The following is a 25,439-nucleotide window of genomic DNA, read 5'->3' on the forward strand; positions in this document are numbered from 1 at the left end:
GATTGCTAATGAGGAAATCCGGCCCGGCCGCCAAGCCGGGACTGCCGGCGGCGAGCATCGGCCCGGCCGAGTAGCTTCCATCACGATGGATCACTCGACCCGCCATCGCGCATCAGCGTTTCATAATCGCGACCGCCATAGAAGATGTTGACGATGCGAACGAGATCGTCGCTGACAACATAGGCGATAATAGCCGAGTGCTCGAACGGCACCGTTCGCAATCCTGGTGCAATGTCGTCGCGCGGCCGGCCGCCACGCGGTGCATTGCCGATGTTTCCGCAACGCAGCTTGATCCTGTCGACGAAATTGTCCGCAGCCGCTTCGCTCGCACCGCGGTTGACGATATAGCCGGCAATCGATACCAAATCCGTGATCGCGCCTTCGCTAAGAACTACGGCGAGACGCTGGATCATCGTTCCCCCTCGCCAACTCCGAAATCCTGCTCTTCACTCTCGTGATTGCCTGGTCCAGCGGAACGTCAGGCCTTGTGTCCTCGATCGAGGCCTTCACGCGCGCCCGGATCGAGGCCATGCGCTCGGCATGTTCTTCCTCTTCGCGCTGGAAAGCGCGAAGTGCCGCGCGGATGACCTCGCTCGCCGATCCGTAGGAGCCGTCCTCGACCTTTTCGCGGATCATACGCGCCATGGCGGGCGTTACGGTGACGGACAGTTTCTCAGCGGATTCCATGGGATTTTGGCCTCGCGATACAAAGTAGGATAATATCCTACTTCTCCGCCGCGCAACGCGCAAGAGCGGAGATCGGCACTATTCCGCAGCTTCCGCCCGGGAAGGCAGCCCCAGCCATTCGCGGCAGTCGGCCAGCGCGCGCGACGTCACGGCGTGCCGCTTGGCGACCGTCTTGTCCTTGCCGCGCAGCCGCTTGCCTTCGATCTTCGGCGTGTCCACGGGCGGGAACAGGCCGAAATTGACGTTCATCGGCTGGAAAGAGCGCTTTCCAGGCTCGTCGTCGGAGACAATATGGCCACCGGTGATGTGGTTGAGCAGCGCGCCAAACGCGGTGGTCAAGGGCGGCAGCGACGGCGCGTGGCCGAGCCGTTCTGCGGCGGCGAAGCGCCCGGCAAGCAAGCCTATGGCGGCGCTCTCGACATAGCCCTCGCAGCCGGTGATCTGGCCGGCAAAACGCAGGCCGGGTCGCGACTTCAACTGCAACGAAGCGTCGAGCAGCGTCGGCGAATTGATGTAGGTGTTGCGGTGCAGGCCGCCGAGGCGGGCGAACTCGGCATTCTCCAGCCCGGGGATGGTGTGGAAAATGCGCACCTGCTCGGCGTGCTTCAGCTTGGTCTGGAAGCCGACCATGTTGTAGAGCGTGCCCAGCGCGTTGTCCTGGCGAAGCTGAACGACGGCATAGGCCTTTACGGACGGATTATGCGCATTGGTCAGCCCCATCGGCTTCATCGGCCCGTAGCGCAATGTCTCGACGCCGCGCTCGGCCATCACCTCGATCGGCAGGCAGCCGTCGAAATAGGGCGTACCTTCCCACTGCTTGAATTCGGTTTTCTGGCCGTCGACCAGCGCCTGCACGAAGGCAAGGTACTGCTCCTTGTCCATCGGGCAATTGATGTAGTCCTTGCCGGTACCGCCGGGCCCGACCTTGTCGTAGCGCGACTGGAACCAGCAGATGTCCATGTCGATCGTGTCGAAATGGACGATCGGCGCGATGGCATCGAAGAAGGCGAGCGCGTCGGCGCCGGTCACTTCCGCTATCGATCGGGCGAGCGAAGGCGCGGTCAGCGGGCCGGTGGCAACGATTGCCTGGTCCCAGTCCGCCGGCGGCAGGCCGGGCACTTCCTCGCGTCGGATGGTGATGAGCGGGTGGGCTTCGAGCTTCCTGGTGACCGCTTCGGAAAATCCGTCGCGGTCGACGGCCAGCGCACCGCCGGCCGGCACCTGGTGCGCATCGCCGGCGCTCATGATCAGTGAACCGGCCAGCCGCATTTCGGCGTGCAGCAGGCCGACGGCATTGGTTTGCGCATCGTCCGAGCGGAAGGAATTGGAACAGACGAGCTCGGCCAGCCCGTCGGTCTTGTGCGCTTCGGTGCCGCGGACGGGACGCATTTCATGCAGGACAACGGGGACGCCGGCTTCGGCCGCCTGCCAGGCGGCTTCGGCGCCGGCGAGACCGCCGCCGATGACGTGAATGGGATTCTTGTCCATGAGCGCCGAAATAGTCGCTTGGCGCGAGGATTGCAATTACACGAATGAGCCGCGCTGTTGCCGCCACGCGCTGCAATCGTCTACTATCGCGAATGGGTGGGAGTCTCGGGGTCTTTGCCAGAGCGACATTTCTGACAGTCGTGACCGCGGTAGGCGGATCAGCGGCCGCCGGCGAACTGGCCGCGACGGCTCCCAAACGGATCCCCATATGTCACGGCTACGGTTGCAACTATCGCACAATGCTCGCGCTTGGCCCGAGTGACGGTGCGCGTTTCCGCTCTATCCTGCGTGCGGGTGCGGCTTCGCCCCAGGCCGAGCGTTCCGCTATTTCCAAGGCGGTCCGCTATTTCGAGCAACGCATTTTCCAGGCCATCGGCATTCGTGACCAGCCGCAGTCAGAATTCGGTGCCTCGCGCATCAGGGGCCAAATGGATTGTGTCGACGAATCGACCAATACGCATGCGTTGCTGGTCTATCTTGCCGAGCGAAAACTGCTCAGGTTTCACAAGGTCGAGGACAAGGCCTCGCGAGGCCTGTTTGTCGACGGGCGCTATCCGCATTGGACGGCGGTGATCAGCGACCGCGGCGATACGGAATGGGTGGTGGATTCCTGGTATGCGCCGATGGGCGGCGCGCCGGACATCTTTCCGCTGAGCCAGTGGAAGGAACGGGGCGTGCTGAAAAGCGGGGCGCTGGACTGACGATAGGGCCGTCCCGCAAAGACGGCTCTCCCCAAAGCAGCTTCGGAGTGCCTAGACCTGAAAACAACAACACCCGCCGGGGGAGGAGGTCCGGCGGGTGTCGTTTTGTTGGTCGATCCTCGGGAGGAGGTGAAGATCGACCGTATTCGTCATCGCCGGGGAGGAGGTCGGCTTTGACGAAATTCTTTTCGCCATTTGAAAGGGCGCGAAACCCTTTTTAGAAACAACTTAGAAACAGCGCCCGCCGAGGGAGGAGGTCCGGCGGGCGCCGTTTTTGTGGTCAACCCTCGGGAGGAGGTGAAGGCTGACCGTATCCGTCAGGGTCGGGGAGGAGGTCGACCCTGGCGAAATTCTTGTGGTTAGATCGCCCTGCGAGCGACCATCTTGATCTCGTCACGGACGATGCCGAGATCGTTGAGCTGGCGGTTCGACAGGCGACCCAGCTCGGTAACCGTCTCGCGGTAGACGCGCCAGTTACGATAGTTGCGGATCAGGTTCATTGTCGTTCTCTTTTCAAAACTGGTCGGACCATTTGCGGCCCGAAGGATTAGACCGCCTTGCGGGCGACGTAGTGAATGTCGCTGCGGCTGATGCCGAGGTCGGTCAGTTCACGGGTGCTCAGGCGGCTCAGCTCGGACACGGTGTCCCTATAGCGGCGCCAGTTGCGATAGTTGCGGATCAGGTTCATGGTATTCTCGTTTCGTCTTTCTTTCGGATCATTCCGTCTTTGTGTGCACCGTGAAAATAGGTGGGATCATATCGATTTAAAAGCGCTATTGGTGCATGGCAGCAATGCAAATTGTGCAATGCAACATTAACGCGCGTCCGGCTTTCCGCCCAAATCGGAAAATGCCGTAAGGTCAAACGCTTGGGCGCACGAGCTAAAAGGACGAAGCGAAAGGGGAGGGGCAATGGCGAGCTATTCGTCACGGGTCAGGTCGGATATCGCGCGATGGCAGCAGGCCGGCCTGATCGACGCGCCGACAGCCGATGCGCTGACGCGCGACGTCGAGGCCAACGAACGCAAATCGCTGAGCTTCGGCTCGATCCTGGCGATGATGGCGGCGCTGCTGTTCGGCGCGGCTATCCTGATTTTTATCGCCGCCAACTGGGAAGTCATCCCGCGGCTGGTGCGGGTCGCGGCACTTTTTGCCGTTATCCTTGCCGGCTATGTCGGCGGCGCGGTGCTGAAGATGCGCGACCATGCGGCGATCGGCGAGGCGCTGTGGATCGTCGCAGCGGCGGCATTCGGCGGATCGATCGCGCTGATCGGCCAGATGTATCATTTGTCGGGCGACGAGGCCTCGGCCTTGATCACCTGGGGCGTCGGCACGGCGCTGGCGGCGGTGGCGCTGCGCTCAAACCCGCTGACCGTCGCTGCCGTCGGCATCGCCGATGCCTGGCTGTTCCTGAGAGGGTTCGACTACTTCCGGCGCACGGAATTTCCGCATCTCTTCGTCGTCATGGCGCTGGTGCTGTTCGCCGTTTCGTTCTGGACGCGCAGCCAGGCGGCGCGCCACCTGATCATCCTGTCGGTCCTTTTCTACCTGGTGCTGTTGGTCATGGAGTACGACACGCTGCAAGTCGCCATCCCGCTCGTTGCCGCGTCGGTGCTGCTTTTTACCGCTGCGATCTTTGCTGCCGGGCCGGTCGAGAGTGTTTTGCAACTCGGCGGCAGGTTGCCCTTGCATGCGCTGATCGGCTTTCTCACCGGCCTGGCGATGATCCAGTTCGAACTGGCGGATGAAAGCAGCTACAGCAGCGGCTTCGCCATTGCCTCGGCTGTTGCGCTGGCCGGCATCGTCGCGGCGATCGTGCTGGGCGGCCGCGAGAGCCGGGGGCTGCGCTGGGTTGCCTATGCGGGCTTCGCCTTCGAACTCGCCATCATCTATGTGGTGATGCTGCAATCAATGCTCGACACGGCAGGCTTCTTCCTTGCGGCGGCGGTGCTTCTCGCCGTTCTGGCCTTTATTATCATCCGCATAGAAAAGCGCATGAACGCCTCGAACATGACAGGAGCGGCGGCATGATGACCGGCAAAAGACTGATCATCTCGGCGCTGGTCCTGGCGCTCGTCCAGATCGGCTTTCTGAGCTGGATCATCGCCGGACGCGCGGCGATCCTGCGCGACGGCAAGCAGGTCCTGCTCAGGGTCGAGCCGATCGATCCGCGCGATCTCTTGCGCGGTGACTATATCTCGCTTGGCTACGAGATTTCGCGCATACCGGTGAAGCTGATCGGCAACATTCCGGCCGGCAAGCTTTCCAGCGAGGAAACGTCGATCGTGGTCAGGCTGAAGCAGGGCGCCGATGGCTATTGGGGGCCGACCGCGGCTTGGTTCGGGCAAGCGCCGGTGCCGGCAGCATCCGGCGAAGCCGATATCGTCGGACACGTCTCCGAGGGCTGGGATATCAGCCAGGGAGCAACGACGATCGCGCCGGAGTACGGCATCGAGCGCTTCTATCTGCCGGAAGGCGAGGGGATCGCGATCCAGAACGATATGCGGGTGCGGCCGTTCGGCATCCGCGTGGCGATCGCGGCCAACGGCACGGCGCAGATCAAAGCGCTGGTGGACGGCGACAAGACACTGTTCGAGGAGCCGCTTTACTAGATCGCGCTACGGCCTTGGCAATGATCCTCCTTCGCCAAGGCTTCAGAGGAGCTTCGAGTGGCCTGCCACCCGAAGCTCGAAGAGCGAAGGGTGGTGCGGATGAAGGGACTCGAACCCCCACGCCTTTCGGCACTGGAACCTAAATCCAGGGCGTCTACCAATTCCGCCACATCCGCATTGCCCGGCCAATCCCATGTAGCCATCATTCTGTCAATGTCAGGGCCGATATCGGCATCATTGGCCGGAATGCAAAGATGGTTGAAAATCAGCGTCGCCTGTGACAAAAGGCGTGTCGAATGTGACGGGACGCGACGATCCGCTTCTGCAGAATGTGATAAGAAGTAGGAAAAACAAAGACTTATTCACATTTTGGAGCGTATTTCTGGAGGATTTGTGCCGCGTTGGGCGGACAGATCGCCAAGTCCCGCACCAAAAGCCATTCCCGGCAAGATCATACCGGCAGGCTGTAAACGGCAGGGGCCGTTTGACGGCCTCATTGGTGGAAACAAAGGTTTTATGATGCAGGTCACCGAAACGCTCAACTCCGGTCTCAAGCGCGAGATCAAGATCACCGTGCCGGCCGGTGACATGGAAGCCAAGCTGATGGCGCGGCTCTCCGATGCCAGGAACAAGGTCCGCATCAACGGCTTCCGCCCGGGCAAGGTGCCGGTGCAGCACCTGCGCAAGGTCTACGGCAAATCGTTCATGGCCGAAGTGGTCAACGAGATCCTCAACGATTCGACCCGTTCGATCATCACCGGGCGCGGCGAAAAGGCCGCCATGCAGCCCGAAGTGATCATGACGGAGGACGAGAAGGAGGCCGAGAAGATTCTGGCAGGCGGCGCCGACTTCGAGTTCCGCTTGAACTATGAGGTCATTCCGCCGATCGAGATCAAGGATTTCTCCGACATCAAGGTGACGCGCCAGGTGTTCGACGTGCCGGATGAAGAGATCGACGAGCAGGTCAAGCGTGTCGCTGAATCCGCCCGCACCTACGAGCCGAAGACCGGCAAGGCCGCCGAGGGCGACCGCGTGACCATCGATTATGTCGGCAAGATCGACGGCGAAGCCTTCAACGGCGGCGCCGGCACCGATCAGCCGCTGGTACTCGGCTCCAAGGAATTCATCCCCGGCTTCGAGGACCAGCTGGTCGGCAGCAAGGCTGGCGACGAGAAGCAGATCACGGTAACCTTCCCGGAAAACTACCAGGCGGCGCATCTGGCCGGCAAGGAAGCCACTTTCGACGTGACCGTCAAGGAAGTGTCGAAGCCCTGCGAACTTGAGATCAACGACGAGATGGCCAAAAACCTCGGCCTGGAGTCGCTGGAGCGCCTGCGCGTGGTGGTGCGCGGTCAGATCGAAAATCAGTTCGGCTCGATGACGCGCCAGAAGGTCAAGCGCCAGTTGCTCGACCAGCTCGACGCCGCCTACTCGTTCGAGGCGCCGTCCAAGCTCGTCGAGGCCGAGTTCAACAACATCTGGAACCAGGTCAACCGCGATCTCGAAGCCGCCGGACGCACCTTCGCCGACGAAGAGACGACTGAGGAAGAAGCGCGCGCCGAATATATGCGCCTTGCCGAACGCCGCGTGCGTCTCGGCCTGGTTCTCGCCGAAATCGGCGAGAAGGCAGGCGTCACGGTGACGGACGAGGAACTGCAGCGCGGCCTGTTCGAGCAGGTACGCCGCTATCCGGCCAGCCAGCAGCAGGAAGCCTTCGAATTCTATCGCAACAATCCCGAAGCGCTGAATACGTTGCGCGCGCCCATGTTCGAAGAGAAGGTGGTCGACCATCTGCTCGGCCAGATTTCGGTCACCGATGTCAAGGTCAGCAAGGAAGAACTGCTGGCCGACGACGAGGATACGGAGACGACCAAGGCAAAGCCGGCGAAGAAGCCGGCCGCGAAAAAAGCCGACGCCAAGAAGGCCGACGACGACGCTGAAGAGCCGAAGAAAAAGGCCGCGCCGAAGAAGAAGGCCGCCAAGGACGCTGAATAACGTCCCTGCTGAATTCCGAAAGGCCGCCTTCTCGAGGCGGCCTTTTTCGTTGTGGCGCAGACGCAACGGATTTCACGCATCTGGCGGTCGAGGTGGCGATACGAAGCTTTGATGATTATCTGCGCAGGGTTGCTGACCGCAGCGGTTGTTGGAGGCATCGTTGAGACAGTTCTTCGGTATCGGAAGCGTGATGGCGGCGGCATTCCTGCTTGCGTCGGTCTGCGGGATCGCTCAGGCTGATACGGTTCTCGACAACTGGCGGTTCGACAAGACCAGCGATGGCCTTGTCACCGCCTCGCTTTACGCGACCAACAAGCTCATCACCGGCGGCGGCGCATTGAGTTACAGCCCGGTATTGACGATCGCCTGCCGGACCGCCGGCGAACCGCGTTGGAGCGAATGGCTGCAGCTGAGCGACACCGTTTCCGCCAGCCGAACCATCGCCATGTCGGTGACTGTCGGCCAATCCGGCAAGCTCAACGAAAGCTGGTCGGTCGGCCCGCGCAGCAGGATGCTGGTCCGCGACGGTGCCGACGGCATCAGGCGACTGATTTCCGCGGACCGGCTGCTGCTGTCCTGGCGGTTCGGGCTGCTGTCGGGGCGCGGCAAAGCCGAGTTTGACCTAGCCGGAGTTGAAGAGGCGGTCGGCCGGATCGCCACCACCTGCAACACCAAATTGCCTTGAGCGCGGATTATCCGCATTAATCCATTCAATGATCGAACTCTACCTGCCGGCCGGGTTCTGTGGTATGTAGGTGCCGCAACTCCAGGCAGTGGATATCCGTTCTGCCATTCAAGAGCGCATGCCAGCGGACTAGATGTCGGCCTGTGCAGGTCAGCCAGGGCAAATTGGCGATCAGGGAGGAAATGCCATGCGTGCCATTGTGTTTTTTATCGTCATGTCCGTCGCGACCGTCATTGCCGGCCCCTCGTGGGCCCAGGATGCCGCGGCGGGTGAGAAGGTCTTCGCCAAATGCAAGGTCTGCCACGTGGCAGACAAGGACCAGAACAAGATCGGTCCGTCCTTGAACGGCGTCATCGGCCGAACGGCCGGGACGCATCCGGGGTTCAGCTATTCCAAGGCGATGACCGAGGCCGGCAAGTCCGGCGTCAAATGGGATGAGGCCACGCTGACCACCTACCTTCACGATCCGAAAGCGATGGTCAAAGGAACGAAGATGGCGTTTGTCGGCCTCAAGAAAGACGAGGACATCGCCAATGTCATTGCCTACCTGAAGCAATTCTCCAAATAACGCGGCTCTTCCGCCGGATCTTGGTATCGCAAACAGGTCGAGGCATAGCCTCGGCCGCAATCTGCCGGCAGCGTCAGGTGGGGAGGCGGCTCGTTGCAAAAAAGACATTGGCCGGCTAGGCTGCCGTTCCCATCGGTGGTCGTCTGAATGTCGACTGAAGAAAGCCGTCTCAAGGATACCGGCATCCGCCTCTCGGAGGCGACGGCGGGTGATTTCTTTGCGCTTTTGAAACCGCGAGTCATGGCGCTTGCCGTTTTTACCGCCTTCGTCGGCCTGATGATGGCGCCCGGCGTAATGAATCCAGTTACCGCCGTAATCGCCATCGGCGCAATTGCGGTCGGAGCAGGAGCCGCCGGCGCGCTCAATATGTGGTACGACGCAGACATAGACGCCTTGATGTCTCGCACGTCCAAGCGACCAATTCCGTCCGGTCGCGTCACGCCTGGCGAAGCTCTCGGCTTCGGTCTGGTGCTTTCCGCACTGTCGGTCATGACGCTCGGCGTGCTGGTGGGGTGGCTTGCCGCATCGCTGTTGGCGTTCACCATTTTTTTCTACGTCGTTATCTACACAATGTGGCTGAAGCGCTCGACGCCACAGAACATCGTCATAGGCGGCGCGGCAGGCGCCCTTCCTCCGGTGATCGGGTGGGCGGCTGCAACCGGCGCTATCGGTATTGAAAGTCTCATCCTGTTTCTGATCATTTTCCTCTGGACGCCGCCTCATTTCTGGGCGCTGGCCCTTTTCAAGGTCGGCGACTATGCCGCGGCGGGTATCCCGATGATGCCGAATGCGGCCGGCCAGCACTCGACCAGAAAACAAATCTTCGCCTATTCGCTGCTCTTGGCGCCAATCGGCGTTCTCCCTTGGGGCTTTGGCTTCGCGAGCGGATATTACGGCACTGTTTCAGCCGCATTGGGCGCAGGTTTCATTTGGCAGGCCTGGAAGGTTCTCGTCGCCGACAAGGAGATGAAGCCGGCAAAGGCGCTGTTTGCGTATTCGATTGTCTATCTTTTCGCAATCTTTGCGGCGCTGCTTGCCGACACCATTGTAATGCGAGTGGTCGCGTCAGCCGGCTATTGACACCTGCTCCAAAACATCACGTCGGCAGAGCACAAAATCCCAGCAACAGCAGAATAACGACGCCAAGGCCGAGTATGAGAACTGTCCTTCCATCCATGACCTTCACCTTCGACTAGAAGAGCATATCGAAAAACGGCGTCTGGAGCTAGTCAGGCTACCCGGGACCCTTACTCCCGGCCTTCCTACAAAGCGCGACAAGTCCCCCGCATGAGAGTATATTGATCATGGTGCAGGTCGCGGTTTGCGTGGGCCAATCATGCAGAACGGCAGCACAGTAAAACGCGACCTTACCGGACCTGGTCTGGAGGAATGGTCATGGCAAGCTTTCACGTGATAGCAGGTGCCAGCGAGACGCTGGAACACACCAGAGTTCGAAAAATCGGTGTCTCCGATCTTTTTGATGCGCTCAGGCGTGGGGTCGATGATTTTATGGTCAAGCCGTCGCACATCGTTTTTCTCTGCCTGATCTATCCGCTTGCGGGAATCGTGCTTGCTGTCTGGACATCAGGCAACAACACGCTGCCATTGCTGTTTCCGCTTGTGTCCGGCTTTGCACTGATTGGTCCGTTCGCGGCGATCGGCCTCTATGAGATCAGCCGGCGACGGGAAGCCGGGCTCGATGCCTCGTGGAGACACGCCTTTGAGGTCAGGAGTTCTCCGGCACTGCCGGCTATTGCAGCGGTCGGCATCATGCTGCTTGCGATCTTCATCGCCTGGCTTTTGACGGCCCAGATTTTCTATCAGACCCTGTTCGGCCCGGCGCCACCGCAATCGCTGTCCAGCTTCATCAGTGAAATATTCGCCACGGGACGCGGCTGGACGCTCATCATCCTGGGTCACGCCATCGGCTTCGTGTTCGCCGCGGTTGTGTTGTGCACCACGGTCGTCGCATTCCCGTTGTTGCTCGACCGCGATGTCGGGGCCTACGAAGCCATCCACACCTCGGTGCGCGTTGTCCTGGCCAACCCGATCGTGATGGCGGTGTGGGGCCTTATCGTCGCCGTCGCCCTGATCATCGGCTCGCTGCCAGTGTTCGCCGGGTTGGCAGTCGTGCTGCCGATCCTTGGTCATGCCACCTGGCATGTCTATCGGAAAGTTGTGGAATCGCCGCCGGCCACCAGACCGTGAGCTGAAAACCTGCCGTGCCCGTACCGGCGAAATGCCGGTGCGGGCAGGGTGGGGCAGAGCTTTCAATAGGCGGGGTGGCTGAAACGGGCCTGGCGCGCGTCCTTTGTCAGGTCGCGGAAATCTTTGCCGCTCACATGCACAAGCGTCTTGTGGTCGCCGCCCTCGAAATAGACTTCGGGAGCGTCGCCGAGGCTTTCGTCGAGGACCACCGGCACATCATAGGCAGCGCCGATCGGCGGCACGGCGCCGACGTCGCAATCGCCGAACAACGAGACCACCTCGTCTTCAGAGGCCAATCCAAGGGGCTTGTCCATGACATCCTGCAATGTCGCGAGTTCTATCCTGTGCGTGCTTGGAACCACGGCCAGCGCGTAGCCACGGTCGTGGTGAACGACAACCGATTTGGCCATTATGCTGCCAGGCACATGTGCCGCAATGGCGGATTGTCTGCTTGTCGCCGTGCGGTGATGCTCGACGGTGTCGTAGGAAATTCCTTTCCTATCGATGAAGTCCTTCAGTCTGTTTGCGATGGTCATCTTGGGCGCCCCTTGCTGGTGTTCGCGACGCATGTGGAAACGCCGGCATGGCCAGTCGTTTCCGATACCAACAGAAATGGACCAGCCGTGGATTGTTTCAAGGCGAAGGCTCCAGGACCGGACGGCCTGGATCCGGATTGCATGTCAGGGCCCGGCCCCGAAAAACGCCATTCTGGTGAGAAGCGTGTAGTCCGCTTCGAAGACCATCATCGTCACGAACACCAGAACCAGCACCGGCGGCAGGATGATCGCATATGTCAGCGCCAGCCGTTCCCAGGCCATGTGCATGAAGATGGCGACGATCAGCCCGGCCTTGAGGATCATGAAGATCAGGATCAGCGACCATCTGAGATAGCCGTGGAGGCCGAAATAGTCGACCAGATAGGAGCAGGTGCTGAGGATGAACAACCACGCCCAGACCACCAAATAGAGCTTGATCGGGTGCTCCTGATGAACCTCCGCCGGGGTAACGCCGGTCGTCGTCGCATCATGGGTATGGGCGCGGTCCAGCGTATGCTGTCCCAGGCCGTTTGCGGTTGCTTCAGCCATGTCCTGCCTCTCACCAAAGATAGAAAAATGCGAAAATGAACACCCAGACCAGGTCGACGAAATGCCAGTAAAGCCCCATGATTTCGACGTTCTCGTAGCGGCCCCTCCGGCTGGTGAAGAAGCCGGGCCGTCCGACGTCGTAGTCCCCGCGCCAGACCTTTCGCGCCACGATGATCAGGAAGATCACCCCGATCGTCACATGCGTGCCGTGGAAGCCGGTAATCATGAAAAAGGATGCGCCGAACTGTGCAGCGCCCCATGGATTGCCCCAAGGCCGGACGCCTTCGGTGATCAGCTTGGTCCATTCGAAGGCTTGCATGCCGACGAAGGTCGCGCCGAGTGCTGCGGTCAAAAGCATCAGGACTGCAGTCTTGCGGCGGTCGCGGCGATAGCCGAAATTGACCGCCATGGCCATCGTTCCGCTGCTTGAGATCAGCACGAAGGTCATTATGGCGATAAGGATCAACGGAATGTCGGAGCCGCCGATGCGCAGGGCAAAGACCTCGCTCGGATTGGGCCACGGCACGCGTGTTGAGATACGCGCGGTCATGTAGGAGAGCAGGAAGCAGCCGAAGATGAACGTGTCGCTGAGCAGGAAGATCCACATCATGGCCTTGCCCCAGGACACGTTTTTGAACGCCCGCTGATCCGAGGACCAGTCGGCGGCGATGCCTTGCCAGCCTGGGGGGCGCGGCCCCGTTCGGCCGATGTGGGTCAGTGTCGTCTCTGCCATCCGCCCGTTCCTCCTAGGTCAGCAACCCTCGGCAAATGTCGATTAAAGTCGAAGCCCAGCCGGCCAGAAGAGCAAAGATGGCGAGCCAGACGAAAAGCAGGAAATGCCAGTACATGGCGCACAGCTCGACACTGAGGCGAAGCCGGTGCGGCGGCGCTCCGTTCCAGGCGCCGACGCTCGTTCTGCCCAACCCGACCAGCCCCCCCAGTATATGCAGGCCATGCATTCCCGTTAGCAGGTAGAAGAAGCTGTTGGCCGGATTGGACGCCAGAAAATAGCCGTCCGCACTCAGTTCCCGCCATGCCACAAGCTGTCCGATCAGGAAGACGAGCGCTGTGAGCCCAGCGGTGGCGAGGCCGAGCCTGACCATGTCCACTTGACCCTTGCGCGCCGCGAGCGAAGCGCACTGTATCGCAATGCTGCTCAAGACCAGTACGCCGGTGTTAAGCCAGAGCAGGTGCGGGATGGGCAGCGGCCGCCAATCCGACAGCGCCATGCGCATGAAGTAAGCACTGGTGAACAGCGCGAACAGGCAGCCGACGACGGCAAGGAAGACGCCGAGACCGATCTTTGCGGTCGGCAGCGCCGATCGGTCCAGGGCGACAAAATCCCCGATCATACCTTGCTCGAGCCACGGCTTCGTCATTAGCCGCTGATGGGAAAGCCACCACCCAGCAATACCGGCGATCACGAGCAGGAAAACCAGGATTACGCTCATGCCGGCTCCCTGGAGGGCGCGAAGGAGCCCGGAACGTTTTGCGGTATGAAGTCCTCCTTGGCTCCCGGCACGCTGTAGTCATAGGCCCAGCGATAGACGATCGGCAGATCCTTGCCGAAATTGCCGTGGGCGGGCGGTGTTTCGGGCCTCTGCCACTCAAGCGTCGTTGCCCGCCACGGATTGCCGCCAGCCTCACGGCCATGGCGGATGCTCCAGATGAGATTGAACAGAAACACAATCTGGGCAAAACCGACGATAAAAGCCATGATGCTGATGAACGAGTTCAGGTGGTGGGCCGATTCCGTCATCACCGTCATGTCGGTCAATTCGTTGTAGCGCCGCGGCACGCCCATCAAGCCGAGATAGTGCATGGGAAAGAAGATCAGATAGGCGCCGAGGAAGGTGACCCAGAAATGGAACCGGCCCAGTGTCTCGTTCAGCATCCGACCGGTGACCTTCGGATACCAGTGATAGATCGCGCCGAAAATCACGATGATCGGGGCGACCCCCATGACCATATGGAAATGGGCGACGACGAACATTGTGTCCGACAGCGGAACGTCGACGACGACATTGCCGAGGAATAGCCCGGTCAACCCGCCATTGACGAAGGTGACGATGAAGGCCAGGGCAAAAAGCATCGGTATGGTGAGATGGATGTCGCCGCGCCACAGCGTCAGTACCCAGTTGTAAACCTTGATGGCTGTTGGAACTGCGATGATCAATGTCGTGGTGGCGAAGAAAAAGCCGAAATAGGGATGCATGCCGCTGACATACATATGGTGCGCCCAGACCACGAAACTCAGCGCGCCGATGCCGACGATGGCCCAGACCATCATGCGGTAGCCGAAGATGTTCTTGCGCGCATGGGTGCTGATCAGGTCGGACACGATGCCGAAAGCCGGAAGCGCAACGATGTAGACCTCGGGATGGCCGAAGAACCAGAACAGATGCTGGAACAGGATCGGGCTGCCGCCGCCATGCTGCAACTGTTCGCCCATCTCGACGATCGCCGGCATGAAGAAGCTGGTGCCGAGCGCCCGGTCGAGCAGCATCATCACGCAGGCGACGAACAGCGCCGGGAAGGCGAGCAGAGCCATGACCGTGGCGGTGAAAATACCCCAGACGGTGAGCGGAAGGCGCATCAGCGTCATGCCGCGCGTGCGGCCCTGCAGCACCGTCACGACATAGTTCAAGCCGCCCATGGTAAAGCCGACGATGAACAGGATCAGCGAGACGAGCATCAGGATGATGCCCCAGTCCTGGCCGCCTGGCGTACCGGTCATGATCGCCTGCGGCGGATAGAGCGTCCAGCCGGCACCCGTCGGTCCGCCGGGCGCAAAGAAGCTCGACACCAGGACCAGCACGGCGAGCAGATAGATCCAGTAGCTCAGCATGTTGACATAGGGAAAGACCATGTCGCGAGCGCCAACCATCAGCGGGATCAGATAGTTGCCAAAGCCGCCCAGGAAGAGTGCGGTGAGCAGGTAGATCACCATGATCATGCCGTGCATGGTGATGAACTGGTAGTAGGCTTCCGGAGTGATGAAGTCGAACGTGCCGGGGAAGCCGAGCTGCAGCCGCATCAGCCAGGACAACACCAGCGCCACCATGCCGATCGCCGTCGCCGTCGCCGAATATTGGATGGCGATGACCTTGGCATCCTGCGAGAAGACATATTTCGTCCACCAGCTGTGCGGATGGTAAAGTTCCATTTCCGCGACTTCGGCCGGCGGTACCGCATCTGCAGGTGTGATATCGACCATAGGAACACCTCCGTGCCCTTTTCGGCCAGCCCGACAGTTCGGGCTTGCCGCACTATTTTCAATCCCGACGGCGCGCCGTCGTTCCGGTTTCCTACTCTGCCGAGCCCATCTGCTGGGGCGCGGACAGCTGCGCAAAAGTCTGCTGCTGGCCAAGCCACGCCAGATAGTCTTCCTGAGTATCGACCATGACCACGCCATGCATCATCGGATGTCCCTGGCCGCAGAGTTCGGCACACAGGACCTGGAAGGTTCCGGTCTTGGTCGGAGTGAACCAGAAATAGGTGACCGAGCCCGGGATCATGTCCATCTTGGCGCGGAATTCCGGCACGTAGAAATCGTGCAGCACATCGATCGAGCGGAGCAGCATCTTGACCGGTTTGCCAACCGGGAGGTGCAGGTCGGCCGCTTCCACTACGACATCGTCCTGGCCGTTGGCATCGGCGGCGATCACGCCGAGTGGATTTTCAGCGTTGACGTCGCGGGTGTCCGATGTGCCGAGCTTGCCGTCCTTGCCGGGGAGGCGGAAACTCCATTGCCACTGCTGGCCGACGACTTCGACCTCGGTTGCGTCGCTTGGAACGGTAACGAACCGGCTCCAGACGAACAGGCCGGGAACCAGCAAAGCCGTGACGCCAACCGCGGTGACGACCGTCAGCCAGGATTCGAGCCGCCTGTTCTCAGGTTCATATGCCGCCTGATTGCCTTCCCGATGACGGAAGCGGAAGACGCAATAGGCCATGAAAAGAACCACGGCGGCGAAGACGACGCCGGTGATCCAGAAAGTTATAATGATGGTGTTGTCGATATAGTCCCAGTTTGAGGCAATCGGCGTCCACCACCATGGGCTCAGGAAGTGGAACAACACCGAGCCCACGACTATCAGAACGAGTACAAGCGCAACGGCCATGTCCCGGTTCCTCCCGGTATTCCAAGCGGCGCAAAGCCGTCCCGGGAAATACCAAGTGCATCATAACTTGATTTGCGATGAAAATTCTAGAGCCGGCTGTGGGAAGGGCAAAAATACCATTTCTCTGTGCTGGCGGTCCTTCGCATCGGATGAATGGGATGTCCCGCAATCCTGGCCGTCGAACGCGGATTGTCACCGACCCTAATGCGCCATCCTTCTCGGGACTCGTCCAAACAAACTGCCATCCGGCCTCCGGCGGCTGTTGCCGAGAGGCCGGCAGACGACCCATCGATCCGTCAGGCCTAAAAAGGGCGCCGGGTGGCTGCGCCTGCTAGGCGGCGGACTGGGTCGGAGGGTTCTGGTACATCATCCAGAGCTCGATCGCGGCCAGGACGGCGACCAGAATGCCGATCACGACATGCACGGTCATCGCCGTTGTCGCCTGGAATCCAAGCACCCAGGGAGACACGAGGACCCACAGTCCGACGACCAGATTCACCCACTCTTCCCACACGGCAAATGCCGCGAGGGCGGCAATCGAAAGCACGACGATCAAGATTCCGCTGCCGAGGGCGTTCTGCGTCTGCGGGCCTGCCGCAAAGGCGAAGATCCAGGGAGAAAAGAACAGAATTGCCCCAAGGATCAGGTTGGCTACGTCACAGAGCCTGGCGTTTGTCCACTGGTTCATGGCATCCTCCATAGGGAGCGTTTATGGCTCCCGAGTTCGGCAAGGTGGTGCCTGAGTTCGGCGCGATACGCCCGAAGCCGCTCACTCCGTGTCACGGCAGTGCCCTTGCCCGGCCGGAGTTGCGCATCTGGCGAACTCCAGTCAAATCCGGCTATCTAACTGATTTCCGGGCTTTATGTTCCATTGGGCACCGACACGCCTGGATCAATTGATGGTGATCGAGCAAATCCAAAGCTGCCTGGTCAGGGGCGGCGGGGCGGCGGCGCGTAGCTCATTCTGTCTTTTTATCGAGCCGGTGAAACATTTCTCGGCGATCGCAGTTCTTGGATCCAGAGGAATTGAATAAGGGCAACCTAATTGCGCGGGAGGAGCACGGACGGCACAACTATAAATACGCTCTGCATAGAATACTTTGCAACGGGAAGCTCTCGCTTGTCTTGGTTGCCGCCGAAGCTTGTTTGAAAGACGGCGGTTGCCGCCGAAAAGATTTTCTAAATGAAAATAGCCCAGATCGCGCCGCTAACCGAATCCGTGCCGCCCCGAACCTACGGTGGAACCGAGCGAATTGTGTCGTATCTGACCGAAGAACTTGTCCGACAGGGCCACGAGGTGACGCTGTTCGCCAGCGGCGATTCTCGTACCTCAGCCGAGCTGGTGCCGTGTTGCGAGGTCGCGTTGCGCCTGAATCCCAGGGTTCTGGACGGTGTTCCGCACCATGTCATGATGCTTGAACGGGTGCGCCGGCGAGCCGATGAATTCGAAGTTTTGCATTTCCACGTCGATGTTCTGCACTTCCCCATAATTCGGGATTTTGCCAGACGAACGGTTACCACGCTTCACGGCAGGCTCGACCTGCCCGATGTGGCGCAGCTTTATGCGATGTTCGACGACGTTCCCCTGGTCTCGATTTCCTTCGACCAGCGCCGGCCCATGCCGCCCGTCAATTGGGTTGGAACCGTGCATCACGGCCTGCCCCGCGATCTTTTGCCATTCCACCCGAACACCTCTGGCTATCTTGCATTTCTCGGTCGTATCTCGCCGGAAAAGGGGCCGGAAACGGCCATAGAAATAGCAGCGCGAGCCGGGTTTCCCCTGAAGATCGCCGCCAAGATCGACAAGGTGGACCAGTCGTTCTGGAAGGAAAGGGTCGAGCCGCAAGTGCTGCGGCATTCGAACGTGGAGTTCATTGGCGAGATCGATGAGCGGCAAAAGGCGGATTTTCTGGGCAATGCGAAAGCGCTTTTGTTCCCGATCGACTGGCCGGAACCCTTCGGGCTCGTAACGATCGAAGCAATGGCCTGTGGTACGCCGGGGATTGCGTTCCGGCGTGGCGCCGTCCCGGAGATCATCGATCACGGTGTGTCCGGATGGATCGTGGATACGGTGGAGGAAGCTGTGGGCGCGCTCCGGCGGATAGACAGCCTCGAGCGCGCACGAGTGCGGCAGACGTTCGAGAAGCGGTTCACGGTCGAGCGCATGTGCAGCGATTATGTGGCACTCTACCGAGCACTCACGAGCGGCACAGCAGACGCAGTTGACCCCGCAAACGAGCTCTCCAGAAACATCGCGATGGTGGCCGCGGGGGCTGAGGAACCGACTAATCCACATGCAGACCACGACGGCGGCGTCAGGGAGCGCCTGCGGGGTCTTGTCGCCGGGCGCGGCGATTGCGCCAGAAGCCTTTGATCAGCAGCAAGCCTTCCTGGGCCATGGCTTTTGCGAGCGCTGGCGCACTGCCGCCCGGTCCGGATTGACGCGCGATACTTTCGCTGCAAAGGTACTTTAACGACTTGTTTACCATGCGTCAGTCAGGGGTGGGGGGAATTTGGAACGGTTTCTGGGCGCGAACCGCCTTAATTGGGATGATCGGGCCGAACTGCACTCGACCGACACAACGGGCAGCTACCACATCGAGAATGTGCTGGCCGGCGGATCCAATCTCTATGAGCTGGAAACGCGCGAGCTCGGCGATATCGCCGGCAAGGATATCGTCCACCTGCAGTGTCACATCGGTCTTGACACGATCAGCCTTAAGAATCTCGGCGCGGGCAGTGTGACCGGGCTCGACTTTTCACCGACCGCGATCGCCGCGGCGCGGGATTTTGCTGCGAAGGCAGGCACCGACGTGCGCTTCGTGGAAGCGCCACTGTTCGAGGCGGTGGAAGCGCTCGGTCGGACCTTTGACATCGCTTACGTTACTTGGGGTTCGGTAAACTGGCTGGACGACGTGTTCCGTTGGGCGCGGGTGGTTGCCGATCTCCTGCGACCCGGCGGCCGCCTCTACATGGCCGAGGGCCATCCATTGATGTTTCAGTGCGATCGAAAGGCCGCGGCCCTGGAATTGAAGCACGACTGGCGAACGCCGATAGCTCGGCCGCTCGCCTGGAACGAGGAACTGACCTACACCGGCGATGACCGCATCTTGAAGCATCCTCGCTATTATGAGTGGATCCACCCGATCAGTGACGTGGTGAATGCGCTGATTTCAGCGGGTCTGACGCTCGATTTTCTCAATGAGCATGACACGGTTTCGTGGCAGCACTTTTCATTTGCAGTGCGGGCCGGCAAGGATATGTACGGCCTGCCCGAGAACTCTCCCAAGATACCGATGGCCTATTCCATTGGCGCGACGAAGCGCAGCGTCGGCAAGATACCATACTTTGTGTCTCCCAAGGCGATTGAGGGCCACTAGTCCAGGCCAACACTCTTGAGTACTCGGGTCGGAGCGTCGAAGTGTGCAATCGCGCTCGCGCTCCTCGATCTTCCGAGCAAGCCTGGTCTAGCTGGCCTCTCTGTCGGTCCGCTTCCACAGACGAACGCCATGAGATGAGCAGGGAACGGCGGCCGGCCGCCGTTTCCCGCTCGCATCAGATCTCCTCGCGAATGGTCAGCAGACGCTGGATCCCCGGCGCCAGCGCATCGCAATCAGTGGGACGATGGCAGTGGAAATCGGCAGCTGGCTCCAGCCGCTCGGGCCTGCAACATCAGCAACGGTCGGAAAGTGCAAAAGCTCTAAGGAGCGTGAAGGTCAAATTAAACATTGAAAGCTAATGTTCCTCATCGGGTCGACCCGGGAACCTGAAATGGCACTTGAGGAATCGCCTATTGGCTTTTTTCCGCGCTAGGTTCGGCGGCATCAAGGAGGTCGTCTTTTCGTCGGCAAATATTCCGGCGGCGATCGCGCTTGTCGTCATACTTATCAGCGCAGCGTTCGCGGAGCACCAGAACAAAGTCGTCTCGGACCAGGCCGTCCGTGCGGACGTGCTGACCAAGGTCAATCTCATCCGTGCCAAGCTCGAAGGCAATATCAACGGAAACCTTCAACTCGTGCGTGGATTGGTCGCCGCGGTCGTGACCGAGCCCTATATGGGACAGCAACGCTTCGCCTCGCTGGCGAGCAATCTGTTTGGCGCCGACTCGCAATTGAACAATATTGCCGGCGCGCCCGATCTGGTCGTTTCCCTGATGTACCCGATGGAGGGTAACGAGCAGGCGATGGGCCTGGACTACCGCAAGAACGAGCGGCAACGTGCGGCTGCGCTAAGGGCGCGAGACGAACGCAAGCTGGTGCTTGCCGGTCCCGTCGAGCTGAAGCAGGGAGGACAAGGCTTCATTGGCCGCTTTCCGGTTTTCGTGCCGAGCGCGGGCAACACGGAAAGGTTCTGGGGCATTATTTCCGCCGTTGTCGACGTGCAGCGCCTTTACAGAGCGAGCGGCATGCTTGACGACGATCTCGGGATCGACGTCGCGCTGATCGGCAGGGACGCCCTCGGTCACCGTGGTGGTCAATTCTACGGCAATGAGGAGATCAGCAAAAGCGATCCGGTGACGGCTGACGTTTTGCTTCCTTCCGGCTCGTGGCAGCTCGCTGCCATTCCCAAGAACGGCTGGCCTTCGACGCCAAGTAATGCATGGTTGCTGCGCGCGATCATGGCGACGGCCGGGGCCTTGGTTGTGTTCCCCTTCCTGGTCACGGGTCGTCTGATAGGCGAAAGACAGCGCAATTATGCGGAATTGCGCCGATTGTCACGACGCCTTGAACTCGCTCTGGAAGCCTCGGCTATTGGGGTTTGGGAACACGATCTCGCGACCAACGAGCTTACATGGGATGAACGCGTCAATGAAATATATGGCAAACCAGCGGGGGAGCACCGGGGTTACACAGACTGGGCGGGAGCGATCCATCCAGATGATCTGGCTGGCGCCAATGCAGATTTCGATAGGGCGGTGGCCAGCGGACGACCATATTTGTCGGAGTACCGGATTGTGCGCCCGAATGGCGAAGTCCGTCATGTCCGCTCCAAGGCGATCCTTTACCGGGCCGCAAACGACACCCCAAAAATGATCGGCGCGGAATGGGACGTGACTGCCGACGTCCTGCTGAACAAGGATCTGGTTCGCGCAAAACAGCTGTCCGAGTCGAAAAATGCAGAACTCGAGTCGGCCAAGGCGCGCATAGAGCACATCGCGCTTCATGACTCGCTGACCGGCTTGCCCAACCGACGCTACCTCGACCAGGTACTGGAAGACTACGCGGCAAACGCCAGGCGCTCCGGCGGGCGTGCGGCACTGCTTCACATCGATCTGGATCGGTTCAAGCACATCAACGATACGCTGGGCCACGCCGCCGGTGACGCGATGTTGGTTCACGCGTCGACAGTCCTCAGATCGAAGGTCGGCGACGAAGGATTCGTCGCCCGAATCGGAGGAGACGAATTCATCGTTCTGTGCGTGGTACGCGACGATACCAAGCAACTGGCGCTGCTTGCCGATCGGGTCATCAGCCAGATGCGCGAACCCGTCTACTATCAGGGCCATCGATGCCGTTTTGGCGTCAGCGTGGGTATAGCTGTCGACAACGGAAAAGATGTCGAAGCAAAACACCTGCTGGTGAACGCCGATATTGCGCTTTACCGAGCAAAGAGGCGTGGGCGCAATCGATACGAATTCTTCACCGACGCGATGCAAAGCGAAATCGTCGATACAAAGCGGATTGCCGACGAAATTCTCGGCGGCCTCGAGCGCAACGAGTTCATCCCGTTCTACCAGCCCCAATTTGACGCAAAGACGCTCGAAATCGTTGGGGTTGAGGCGCTGGCGAGGTGGCGACATCCAGTAAAGGGTATTTTGGCGCCCGACGTCTTCCTGAGGATTGCAGAAGAACTGAACGTCGTCTCGATCATCGATCAAGCCATATTGAAGCAATCGCTTTCGGATTTCGAAGAGTGGTCCGCTGCAAAACTTAACATTCCACGGGTGTCGGTCAATGTCTCGGCGAGGCGCCTTCAAGACGAAGAGCTCATCAAGAGCCTGCGAGAACAAAATATCAAGAAAGGAACAGTTTCGTTTGAGCTCGTTGAGTCGATTTTCCTGGACGAGAACGACGATCTTGTCACCTGGAACATCGAGCAGATAAAAGAACTGGGGATTGACGTCGAAATAGACGATTTTGGTACCGGCTACGCTTCGATGGTCAGTTTGCTGAAGTTGCAGCCTCGCCGGCTGAAGATAGATCGGCAGCTGGTTACCCCAATCGTCAAATCGCCGCAGAGAAGGCAGGTTGTCTCGTCGATCATTGAAATCGGCAGGTCGCTGGGTATCGAGGTCGTCGCGGAAGGCGTCGAGACGATGCAGCATGCACGGATACTCAAGGGCCTGGGCTGCGACATATTGCAGGGTTATGCCTTCGGCCACGCGTTTGATTCCGAGGGACTTAAGACCTTTGTCCGAACGCGGCGCCTGCGCACGGCCAGCTGAGCCTCGGCGCCGGAGTTTATCGACCCGACCTGCCTTGAGCCTCACGGTACATCCGCGCAACAAAGCTCAAAACAACAAACCTCAAATCAGCAGCAGCGACGCAAGGTACATGGTCCGTCAAATTTCGGGCCAAGACTCTATGTTGGCGTGCATCGGGCACTGGTCCCCGGGACACGCCGCAAATTCGCAGAGGCGACAAAAATGGCTGACCCCGTATGCATCCGTCGCTAGTGGGCGCATTAGCTTTTCGAGAAGGCCGGTGAGTTGTTTTTCTTCAGCCGCGGTGAGGACCCCAAGATAGTCGTTGACCGCCGCGCAACGTGCGACAAGAGCGGGCAATACGGCTTCGCGGCCGGCCGGAGTGACGTGGAGGTGCGTAGCACGCTTGTCTTCACCCTTGCGAGCTTCGACGAAACCCTGAGCCTCAAGCTTGTCGACCAGACGCACCGTCGCAGTGTGCGAGAGGTTTAGCGCCCGCGCGAGCTGCGCGTTGGTGATGCCCTCCCAAAAGCCCATGATGTTGAGCGCAGCTGAGGCAGAGTCGGTTTGGTTGGGGTGACTTTTGAGGGTCGCGTCCACGCGTTCAGCGATTTCGCCAGCGAAGGCGGCAAGCATATTGGCGGTTCTCAAACGTGTCATGGCGGCAGTCTTTATCATGAGGGGTTGACGGCGCTAGCGATTATATGACTTATTATGTGCGTGTAGCACGCACTTATCAAGGAAAAAAGTCATGACAACTTTGCAGAAATGGACCCTGGTGGCAGGGCAGGTGGTAGCTCGATATAGCGTTGTCCTATTTTTCGCGTTGTTCGGAGTGGCGAAGTTCACTGCGGCCGAAGCGACGGCGATTCATCCGTTGCTTGTTCACAGCCCGTTCTTATTCTGGCTCCCCGGACTGCTTAATCAGCAGCTGTCCTCGGACCTCATCGGCGTTGTGGAGATCGCCTTGGCTCTCATGATGGCCTCGCGTCCCTTTACGCCATGGGTCTCGGCAATTGGCAGTTACGGCATCGCTGCCTCGCTGGTGGTCACGCTGAGTTTCCTCGTCACCACGCCGCAACTCGACCCGGCGCTTGGCGCCTTCATCGTCAAGGACCTGACCCTTCTCGGGGTTGCGCTTTGGTCCGCTGGTGAGGCCTTGGAGGCCACAAAGCCGCGCGTGTCTTCGCTTTGAATGATAGCGGCGTAAGCAGCCAGGCAATCCGTCAGCGGACTTCAACAATCGGGAGATGGCAATGGGCACATCCGACACCACCGGCCTGCACGCGGGCCGAGCCACGCATCGCGAATGGATCGGCCTCGCCATCATCGCGCTGCCCTGCATACTCTACGCGATGGATCTGACCGTGCTGAACCTGGCCGTGCCATCGCTAAGCGCCGACCTCAAGCCCACGGCCGCGCAACTGCTCTGGATCGTGGACATCTACGGCTTTCTGGCGGCCGGGTCGCTCCTCATCATGGGAGCTCTTGGCGATCGCATCGGCCGGCGGAAGCTGCTGCTGATTGGATCTACGTCTTTCGGGCTCCTGTCGCTGGTCGCAGCCTTTGCGCGCAGTGCCGAGATGCTCATCCTGGCTCGGGCGCTGCTCGGGATTGCTGGCGCAACGCTGGCGCCCTCGACGCTATCTCTCATCAGCAACATGTTCCGCTATGACCGTCAGCGGACCTTCGCTGTAAGCGTCTGGGTCGCGAGTTTCTCGTTTGGCGGCGCGATCGGCCCGGTCGTTGGTGGTCTGCTTCTATCACACTTCTGGTGGGGAGCCGTGTTTCTGGTGCCTCTCCCCATTACGGCGCTTCTGCTGATAGTCGGACCGGTATTGCTGCCCGAGCACAGGACCCCAAACGCCGGGCGACTTGATATCCTGAGTGCTGCCTTGTCTCTGGCAGCTGTGTTGCCGATCGTCTTCGGGATCAAGCTAGTTGCTGAGGGCGGCAGTGTCGTGTGGGCGGCATCCGCGGTCGCACTAGGCCTGTTGTTCGGAGTGGTGTTCGCAAGGCGGCAGATGAGCTTGCCCGATCCGCTGCTTGACTTGCGCCTGTTCAAGCGGCCGGCTGTGGTGGCGGCGCTCGGCATTAACGTCCTCGACTTCTTCGTTGGCTTCGGAATTCTCGTTCTTGTCGCCCAGTATCTCCAGTTGGTCTTGGGGCTAACCCCCCTGGAAGCGGGCCTCTGGAGCATCCCGGCCGGGCTCGGCTTCATCGTGGGATCATTGTTGACTTCGGCTGTGCTCAGGCTGATGCGGCCAGCTTATGTCCTCGGCTTCGGCCTGACGCTTGCTGCTGGCGGTCTTGCCCTGATGGCATACGCTGGGGAAATACACAGCTTGGTTCTGATTGTTCTGGGAAACGTGCTGTTCTCGATCGGCTCGGCTCCCGGCATTGCGATCGTCGCGGACCTCGTCGTAAGCGCGGCGCCCAAGGAGCGATCCGGCGCTGCCTCGGCCCTTTCCGAGACGGCCTCCGAGTTCGGTGGCGCGCTAGGCATCGCCTTGCTTGGCAGTCTTGCCACCCTCCTTTATCGCACTGCGCTCGGCGTCACCATGCCCGCGGGTATTCCCGCCAATACAATAGAGACCGCGCTACGCGGTATTGGGGCAGCGAGCAGCCTTGCGCCAAGTCTCGGCGACGGCAGCGCGTTATTGTTGGCAGCGCGAAGCGCGTACACGAGCGCGGCGGACATCACGTTGATGACTGCCGCGGGGATTGTGCTGCTGACGGCAATTGTCGCGGTGACAATGCTTCGGGGGCTGAAGACGCAGGGATAACGCCTCGCCTGGCCAAGTGCAGTATCGTCGCCTGTCTTCATCGTGCGCGCGCGATCGCGGTGATGCAGGCATTCTCG

The 25,439-nt window shown here is 60.2% G+C and carries 26 protein-coding genes and 1 tRNA gene; 13 read left to right on the plus strand and 14 right to left on the minus strand.

The annotated features are described in order from the left end of the window. Window positions 1–80 precede the first annotated feature (80 nt). The 3 genes from NKH23_RS28415 to trmFO form a co-directional block, all read right to left on the minus strand. Window positions 81–413, minus strand: a complete 333-nt coding sequence (locus tag NKH23_RS28415; protein ID WP_352719168.1) for a type II toxin-antitoxin system RelE/ParE family toxin — start codon at window positions 411–413, stop codon at window positions 81–83. After that, a complete protein-coding gene (locus tag NKH23_RS28420; protein WP_352719169.1) occupies window positions 385–687 on the minus strand; it encodes a type II toxin-antitoxin system ParD family antitoxin in 303 nt (100 codons plus the stop codon). The genes NKH23_RS28415 and NKH23_RS28420 overlap by 29 nt, the downstream gene beginning before the upstream one ends. Before the next feature lie 78 nt (window positions 688–765). After that, window positions 766–2,175 (minus strand): methylenetetrahydrofolate--tRNA-(uracil(54)-C(5))-methyltransferase (FADH(2)-oxidizing) TrmFO, encoded by a 1,410-nt coding sequence (gene trmFO, locus NKH23_RS28425; RefSeq protein WP_353026617.1) that lies wholly within the window; start codon window positions 2,173–2,175, stop codon window positions 766–768. 239 nt (window positions 2,176–2,414) lie between these two features. Between trmFO and NKH23_RS28430 the strand changes: the two genes are divergently transcribed. Continuing rightward, the gene (locus tag NKH23_RS28430; protein ID WP_352719171.1) at window positions 2,415–2,876 is read left to right on the plus strand and encodes a hypothetical protein; all 462 of its coding nucleotides are present in this window, start codon (window positions 2,415–2,417) and stop codon (window positions 2,874–2,876) included. A gap of 359 nt (window positions 2,877–3,235) precedes the next feature. On the opposite strand, the gene NKH23_RS28435 is transcribed toward NKH23_RS28430, so the two are convergent. Beyond that, complete coding sequence (locus tag NKH23_RS28435; protein WP_023678914.1) at window positions 3,236–3,376, minus strand: DUF1127 domain-containing protein; 141 nt, start codon at window positions 3,374–3,376, stop codon at window positions 3,236–3,238. A 47-nt stretch (window positions 3,377–3,423) separates the two neighbouring features. Beyond that, complete coding sequence (locus NKH23_RS28440; protein ID WP_091596947.1) at window positions 3,424–3,564, minus strand: DUF1127 domain-containing protein; 141 nt, start codon at window positions 3,562–3,564, stop codon at window positions 3,424–3,426. 223 nt (window positions 3,565–3,787) lie between these two features. Here NKH23_RS28440 and NKH23_RS28445 point away from each other — a divergent pair, with 223 nt between their 5' ends. Further along, entirely contained in the window at window positions 3,788–4,906 is a 1,119-nt protein-coding gene (locus tag NKH23_RS28445; RefSeq protein WP_352719172.1) for a DUF2157 domain-containing protein, read from the plus strand. After that, entirely contained in the window at window positions 4,903–5,487 is a 585-nt protein-coding gene (locus NKH23_RS28450) for a GDYXXLXY domain-containing protein (RefSeq protein WP_352719173.1), read from the plus strand. The genes NKH23_RS28445 and NKH23_RS28450 overlap by 4 nt, the downstream gene beginning before the upstream one ends. A 91-nt stretch (window positions 5,488–5,578) precedes the next feature. On the opposite strand, the gene NKH23_RS28455 is transcribed toward NKH23_RS28450, so the two are convergent. Then, a tRNA-Leu gene (locus NKH23_RS28455) sits at window positions 5,579–5,663 on the minus strand. A gap of 343 nt (window positions 5,664–6,006) precedes the next feature. Here NKH23_RS28455 and tig point away from each other — a divergent pair. The 5 genes from tig to NKH23_RS28480 all read left to right on the plus strand — a co-directional run bounded on the left by tig (window position 6,007) and on the right by NKH23_RS28480 (window position 10,943). Then, the gene (gene tig / locus NKH23_RS28460; protein ID WP_353035953.1) at window positions 6,007–7,482 is read left to right on the plus strand and encodes a trigger factor; all 1,476 of its coding nucleotides are present in this window, start codon (window positions 6,007–6,009) and stop codon (window positions 7,480–7,482) included. Window positions 7,483–7,642: 160 nt separating this feature from the next. After that, window positions 7,643–8,167: a hypothetical protein gene (locus NKH23_RS28465; RefSeq protein WP_352719174.1), complete on the plus strand. Its 525-nt coding sequence runs from the start codon at window positions 7,643–7,645 to the stop codon at window positions 8,165–8,167. A 187-nt stretch (window positions 8,168–8,354) separates the two neighbouring features. After that, window positions 8,355–8,735 carry a c-type cytochrome gene (locus NKH23_RS28470; protein WP_352719175.1) on the plus strand — a complete coding sequence of 127 codons (381 nt, stop codon included), beginning with the start codon at window positions 8,355–8,357 and terminating at the stop codon, window positions 8,733–8,735. Between the two features lie 147 nt (window positions 8,736–8,882). Then, window positions 8,883–9,815, plus strand: coding sequence for a heme o synthase (locus NKH23_RS28475; protein WP_353035942.1), 933 nt, complete (start codon window positions 8,883–8,885; stop codon window positions 9,813–9,815). 315 nt (window positions 9,816–10,130) lie between these two features. Continuing rightward, window positions 10,131–10,943 carry a DUF2189 domain-containing protein gene (locus NKH23_RS28480; RefSeq protein ID WP_352719177.1) on the plus strand — a complete coding sequence of 271 codons (813 nt, stop codon included), beginning with the start codon at window positions 10,131–10,133 and terminating at the stop codon, window positions 10,941–10,943. Between the two features lie 62 nt (window positions 10,944–11,005). Here NKH23_RS28480 and NKH23_RS28485 read toward each other — a convergent pair whose 3' ends face one another. From NKH23_RS28485 to NKH23_RS28515, 7 genes are all read right to left on the minus strand, one after another. Next, on the minus strand, window positions 11,006–11,479 hold the full coding sequence (locus NKH23_RS28485; RefSeq protein WP_352466993.1) for an aminoacyl-tRNA deacylase: 474 nt from the start codon (window positions 11,477–11,479) through the stop codon (window positions 11,006–11,008). 144 nt (window positions 11,480–11,623) lie between these two features. Continuing rightward, entirely contained in the window at window positions 11,624–12,028 is a 405-nt protein-coding gene (locus tag NKH23_RS28490) for a cytochrome C oxidase subunit IV family protein (RefSeq protein ID WP_353026611.1), read from the minus strand. A gap of 10 nt (window positions 12,029–12,038) precedes the next feature. Beyond that, window positions 12,039–12,761: a heme-copper oxidase subunit III family protein gene (locus tag NKH23_RS28495; protein ID WP_352719179.1), complete on the minus strand. Its 723-nt coding sequence runs from the start codon at window positions 12,759–12,761 to the stop codon at window positions 12,039–12,041. A 13-nt stretch (window positions 12,762–12,774) separates the two neighbouring features. Next, window positions 12,775–13,479 (minus strand): cytochrome c oxidase subunit 3, encoded by a 705-nt coding sequence (locus NKH23_RS28500; protein WP_352719180.1) that lies wholly within the window; start codon window positions 13,477–13,479, stop codon window positions 12,775–12,777. Further along, on the minus strand, window positions 13,476–15,245 hold the full coding sequence (ctaD, locus tag NKH23_RS28505) for a cytochrome c oxidase subunit I (protein ID WP_353035944.1): 1,770 nt from the start codon (window positions 15,243–15,245) through the stop codon (window positions 13,476–13,478). Before ctaD ends, NKH23_RS28500 begins: the two co-directional genes overlap by 4 nt. 91 nt (window positions 15,246–15,336) lie before the next feature. Beyond that, on the minus strand, window positions 15,337–16,152 hold the full coding sequence (gene coxB / locus NKH23_RS28510) for a cytochrome c oxidase subunit II (protein ID WP_352719181.1): 816 nt from the start codon (window positions 16,150–16,152) through the stop codon (window positions 15,337–15,339). 331 nt (window positions 16,153–16,483) lie between these two features. Next, entirely contained in the window at window positions 16,484–16,840 is a 357-nt protein-coding gene (locus NKH23_RS28515) for an SPW repeat protein (RefSeq protein ID WP_051409696.1), read from the minus strand. Between the two features lie 495 nt (window positions 16,841–17,335). Between NKH23_RS28515 and NKH23_RS28520 the strand changes: the two genes are divergently transcribed. The 3 genes from NKH23_RS28520 to NKH23_RS28530 all read left to right on the plus strand — a co-directional run bounded on the left by NKH23_RS28520 (window position 17,336) and on the right by NKH23_RS28530 (window position 22,597). Continuing rightward, window positions 17,336–18,526 carry a glycosyltransferase family 4 protein gene (locus NKH23_RS28520; RefSeq protein ID WP_353035946.1) on the plus strand — a complete coding sequence of 397 codons (1,191 nt, stop codon included), beginning with the start codon at window positions 17,336–17,338 and terminating at the stop codon, window positions 18,524–18,526. Between the two features lie 139 nt (window positions 18,527–18,665). Continuing rightward, on the plus strand, window positions 18,666–19,532 hold the full coding sequence (locus NKH23_RS28525; RefSeq protein WP_353035948.1) for a class I SAM-dependent methyltransferase: 867 nt from the start codon (window positions 18,666–18,668) through the stop codon (window positions 19,530–19,532). Between the two features lie 485 nt (window positions 19,533–20,017). Further along, the gene (locus NKH23_RS28530) at window positions 20,018–22,597 is read left to right on the plus strand and encodes a bifunctional diguanylate cyclase/phosphodiesterase (protein ID WP_353026641.1); all 2,580 of its coding nucleotides are present in this window, start codon (window positions 20,018–20,020) and stop codon (window positions 22,595–22,597) included. 117 nt (window positions 22,598–22,714) lie between these two features. On the opposite strand, the gene NKH23_RS28535 is transcribed toward NKH23_RS28530, so the two are convergent. Continuing rightward, window positions 22,715–23,236 (minus strand): MarR family winged helix-turn-helix transcriptional regulator, encoded by a 522-nt coding sequence (locus tag NKH23_RS28535; protein ID WP_352667981.1) that lies wholly within the window; start codon window positions 23,234–23,236, stop codon window positions 22,715–22,717. A gap of 91 nt (window positions 23,237–23,327) precedes the next feature. On the opposite strand from NKH23_RS28535, the gene NKH23_RS28540 reads away from it, so the two are divergent. Next, complete coding sequence (locus NKH23_RS28540; protein WP_352719184.1) at window positions 23,328–23,771, plus strand: DUF417 family protein; 444 nt, start codon at window positions 23,328–23,330, stop codon at window positions 23,769–23,771. A gap of 61 nt (window positions 23,772–23,832) precedes the next feature. After that, window positions 23,833–25,362 carry an MFS transporter gene (locus NKH23_RS28545; RefSeq protein WP_352914998.1) on the plus strand — a complete coding sequence of 510 codons (1,530 nt, stop codon included), beginning with the start codon at window positions 23,833–23,835 and terminating at the stop codon, window positions 25,360–25,362. The last annotated feature ends 77 nt before the right edge of the window (window positions 25,363–25,439 follow it).

This window comes from Mesorhizobium sp. M1328 (genome assembly GCF_040318075.1).
Classification (GTDB): Bacteria; Pseudomonadota; Alphaproteobacteria; order Rhizobiales; family Rhizobiaceae; genus Mesorhizobium.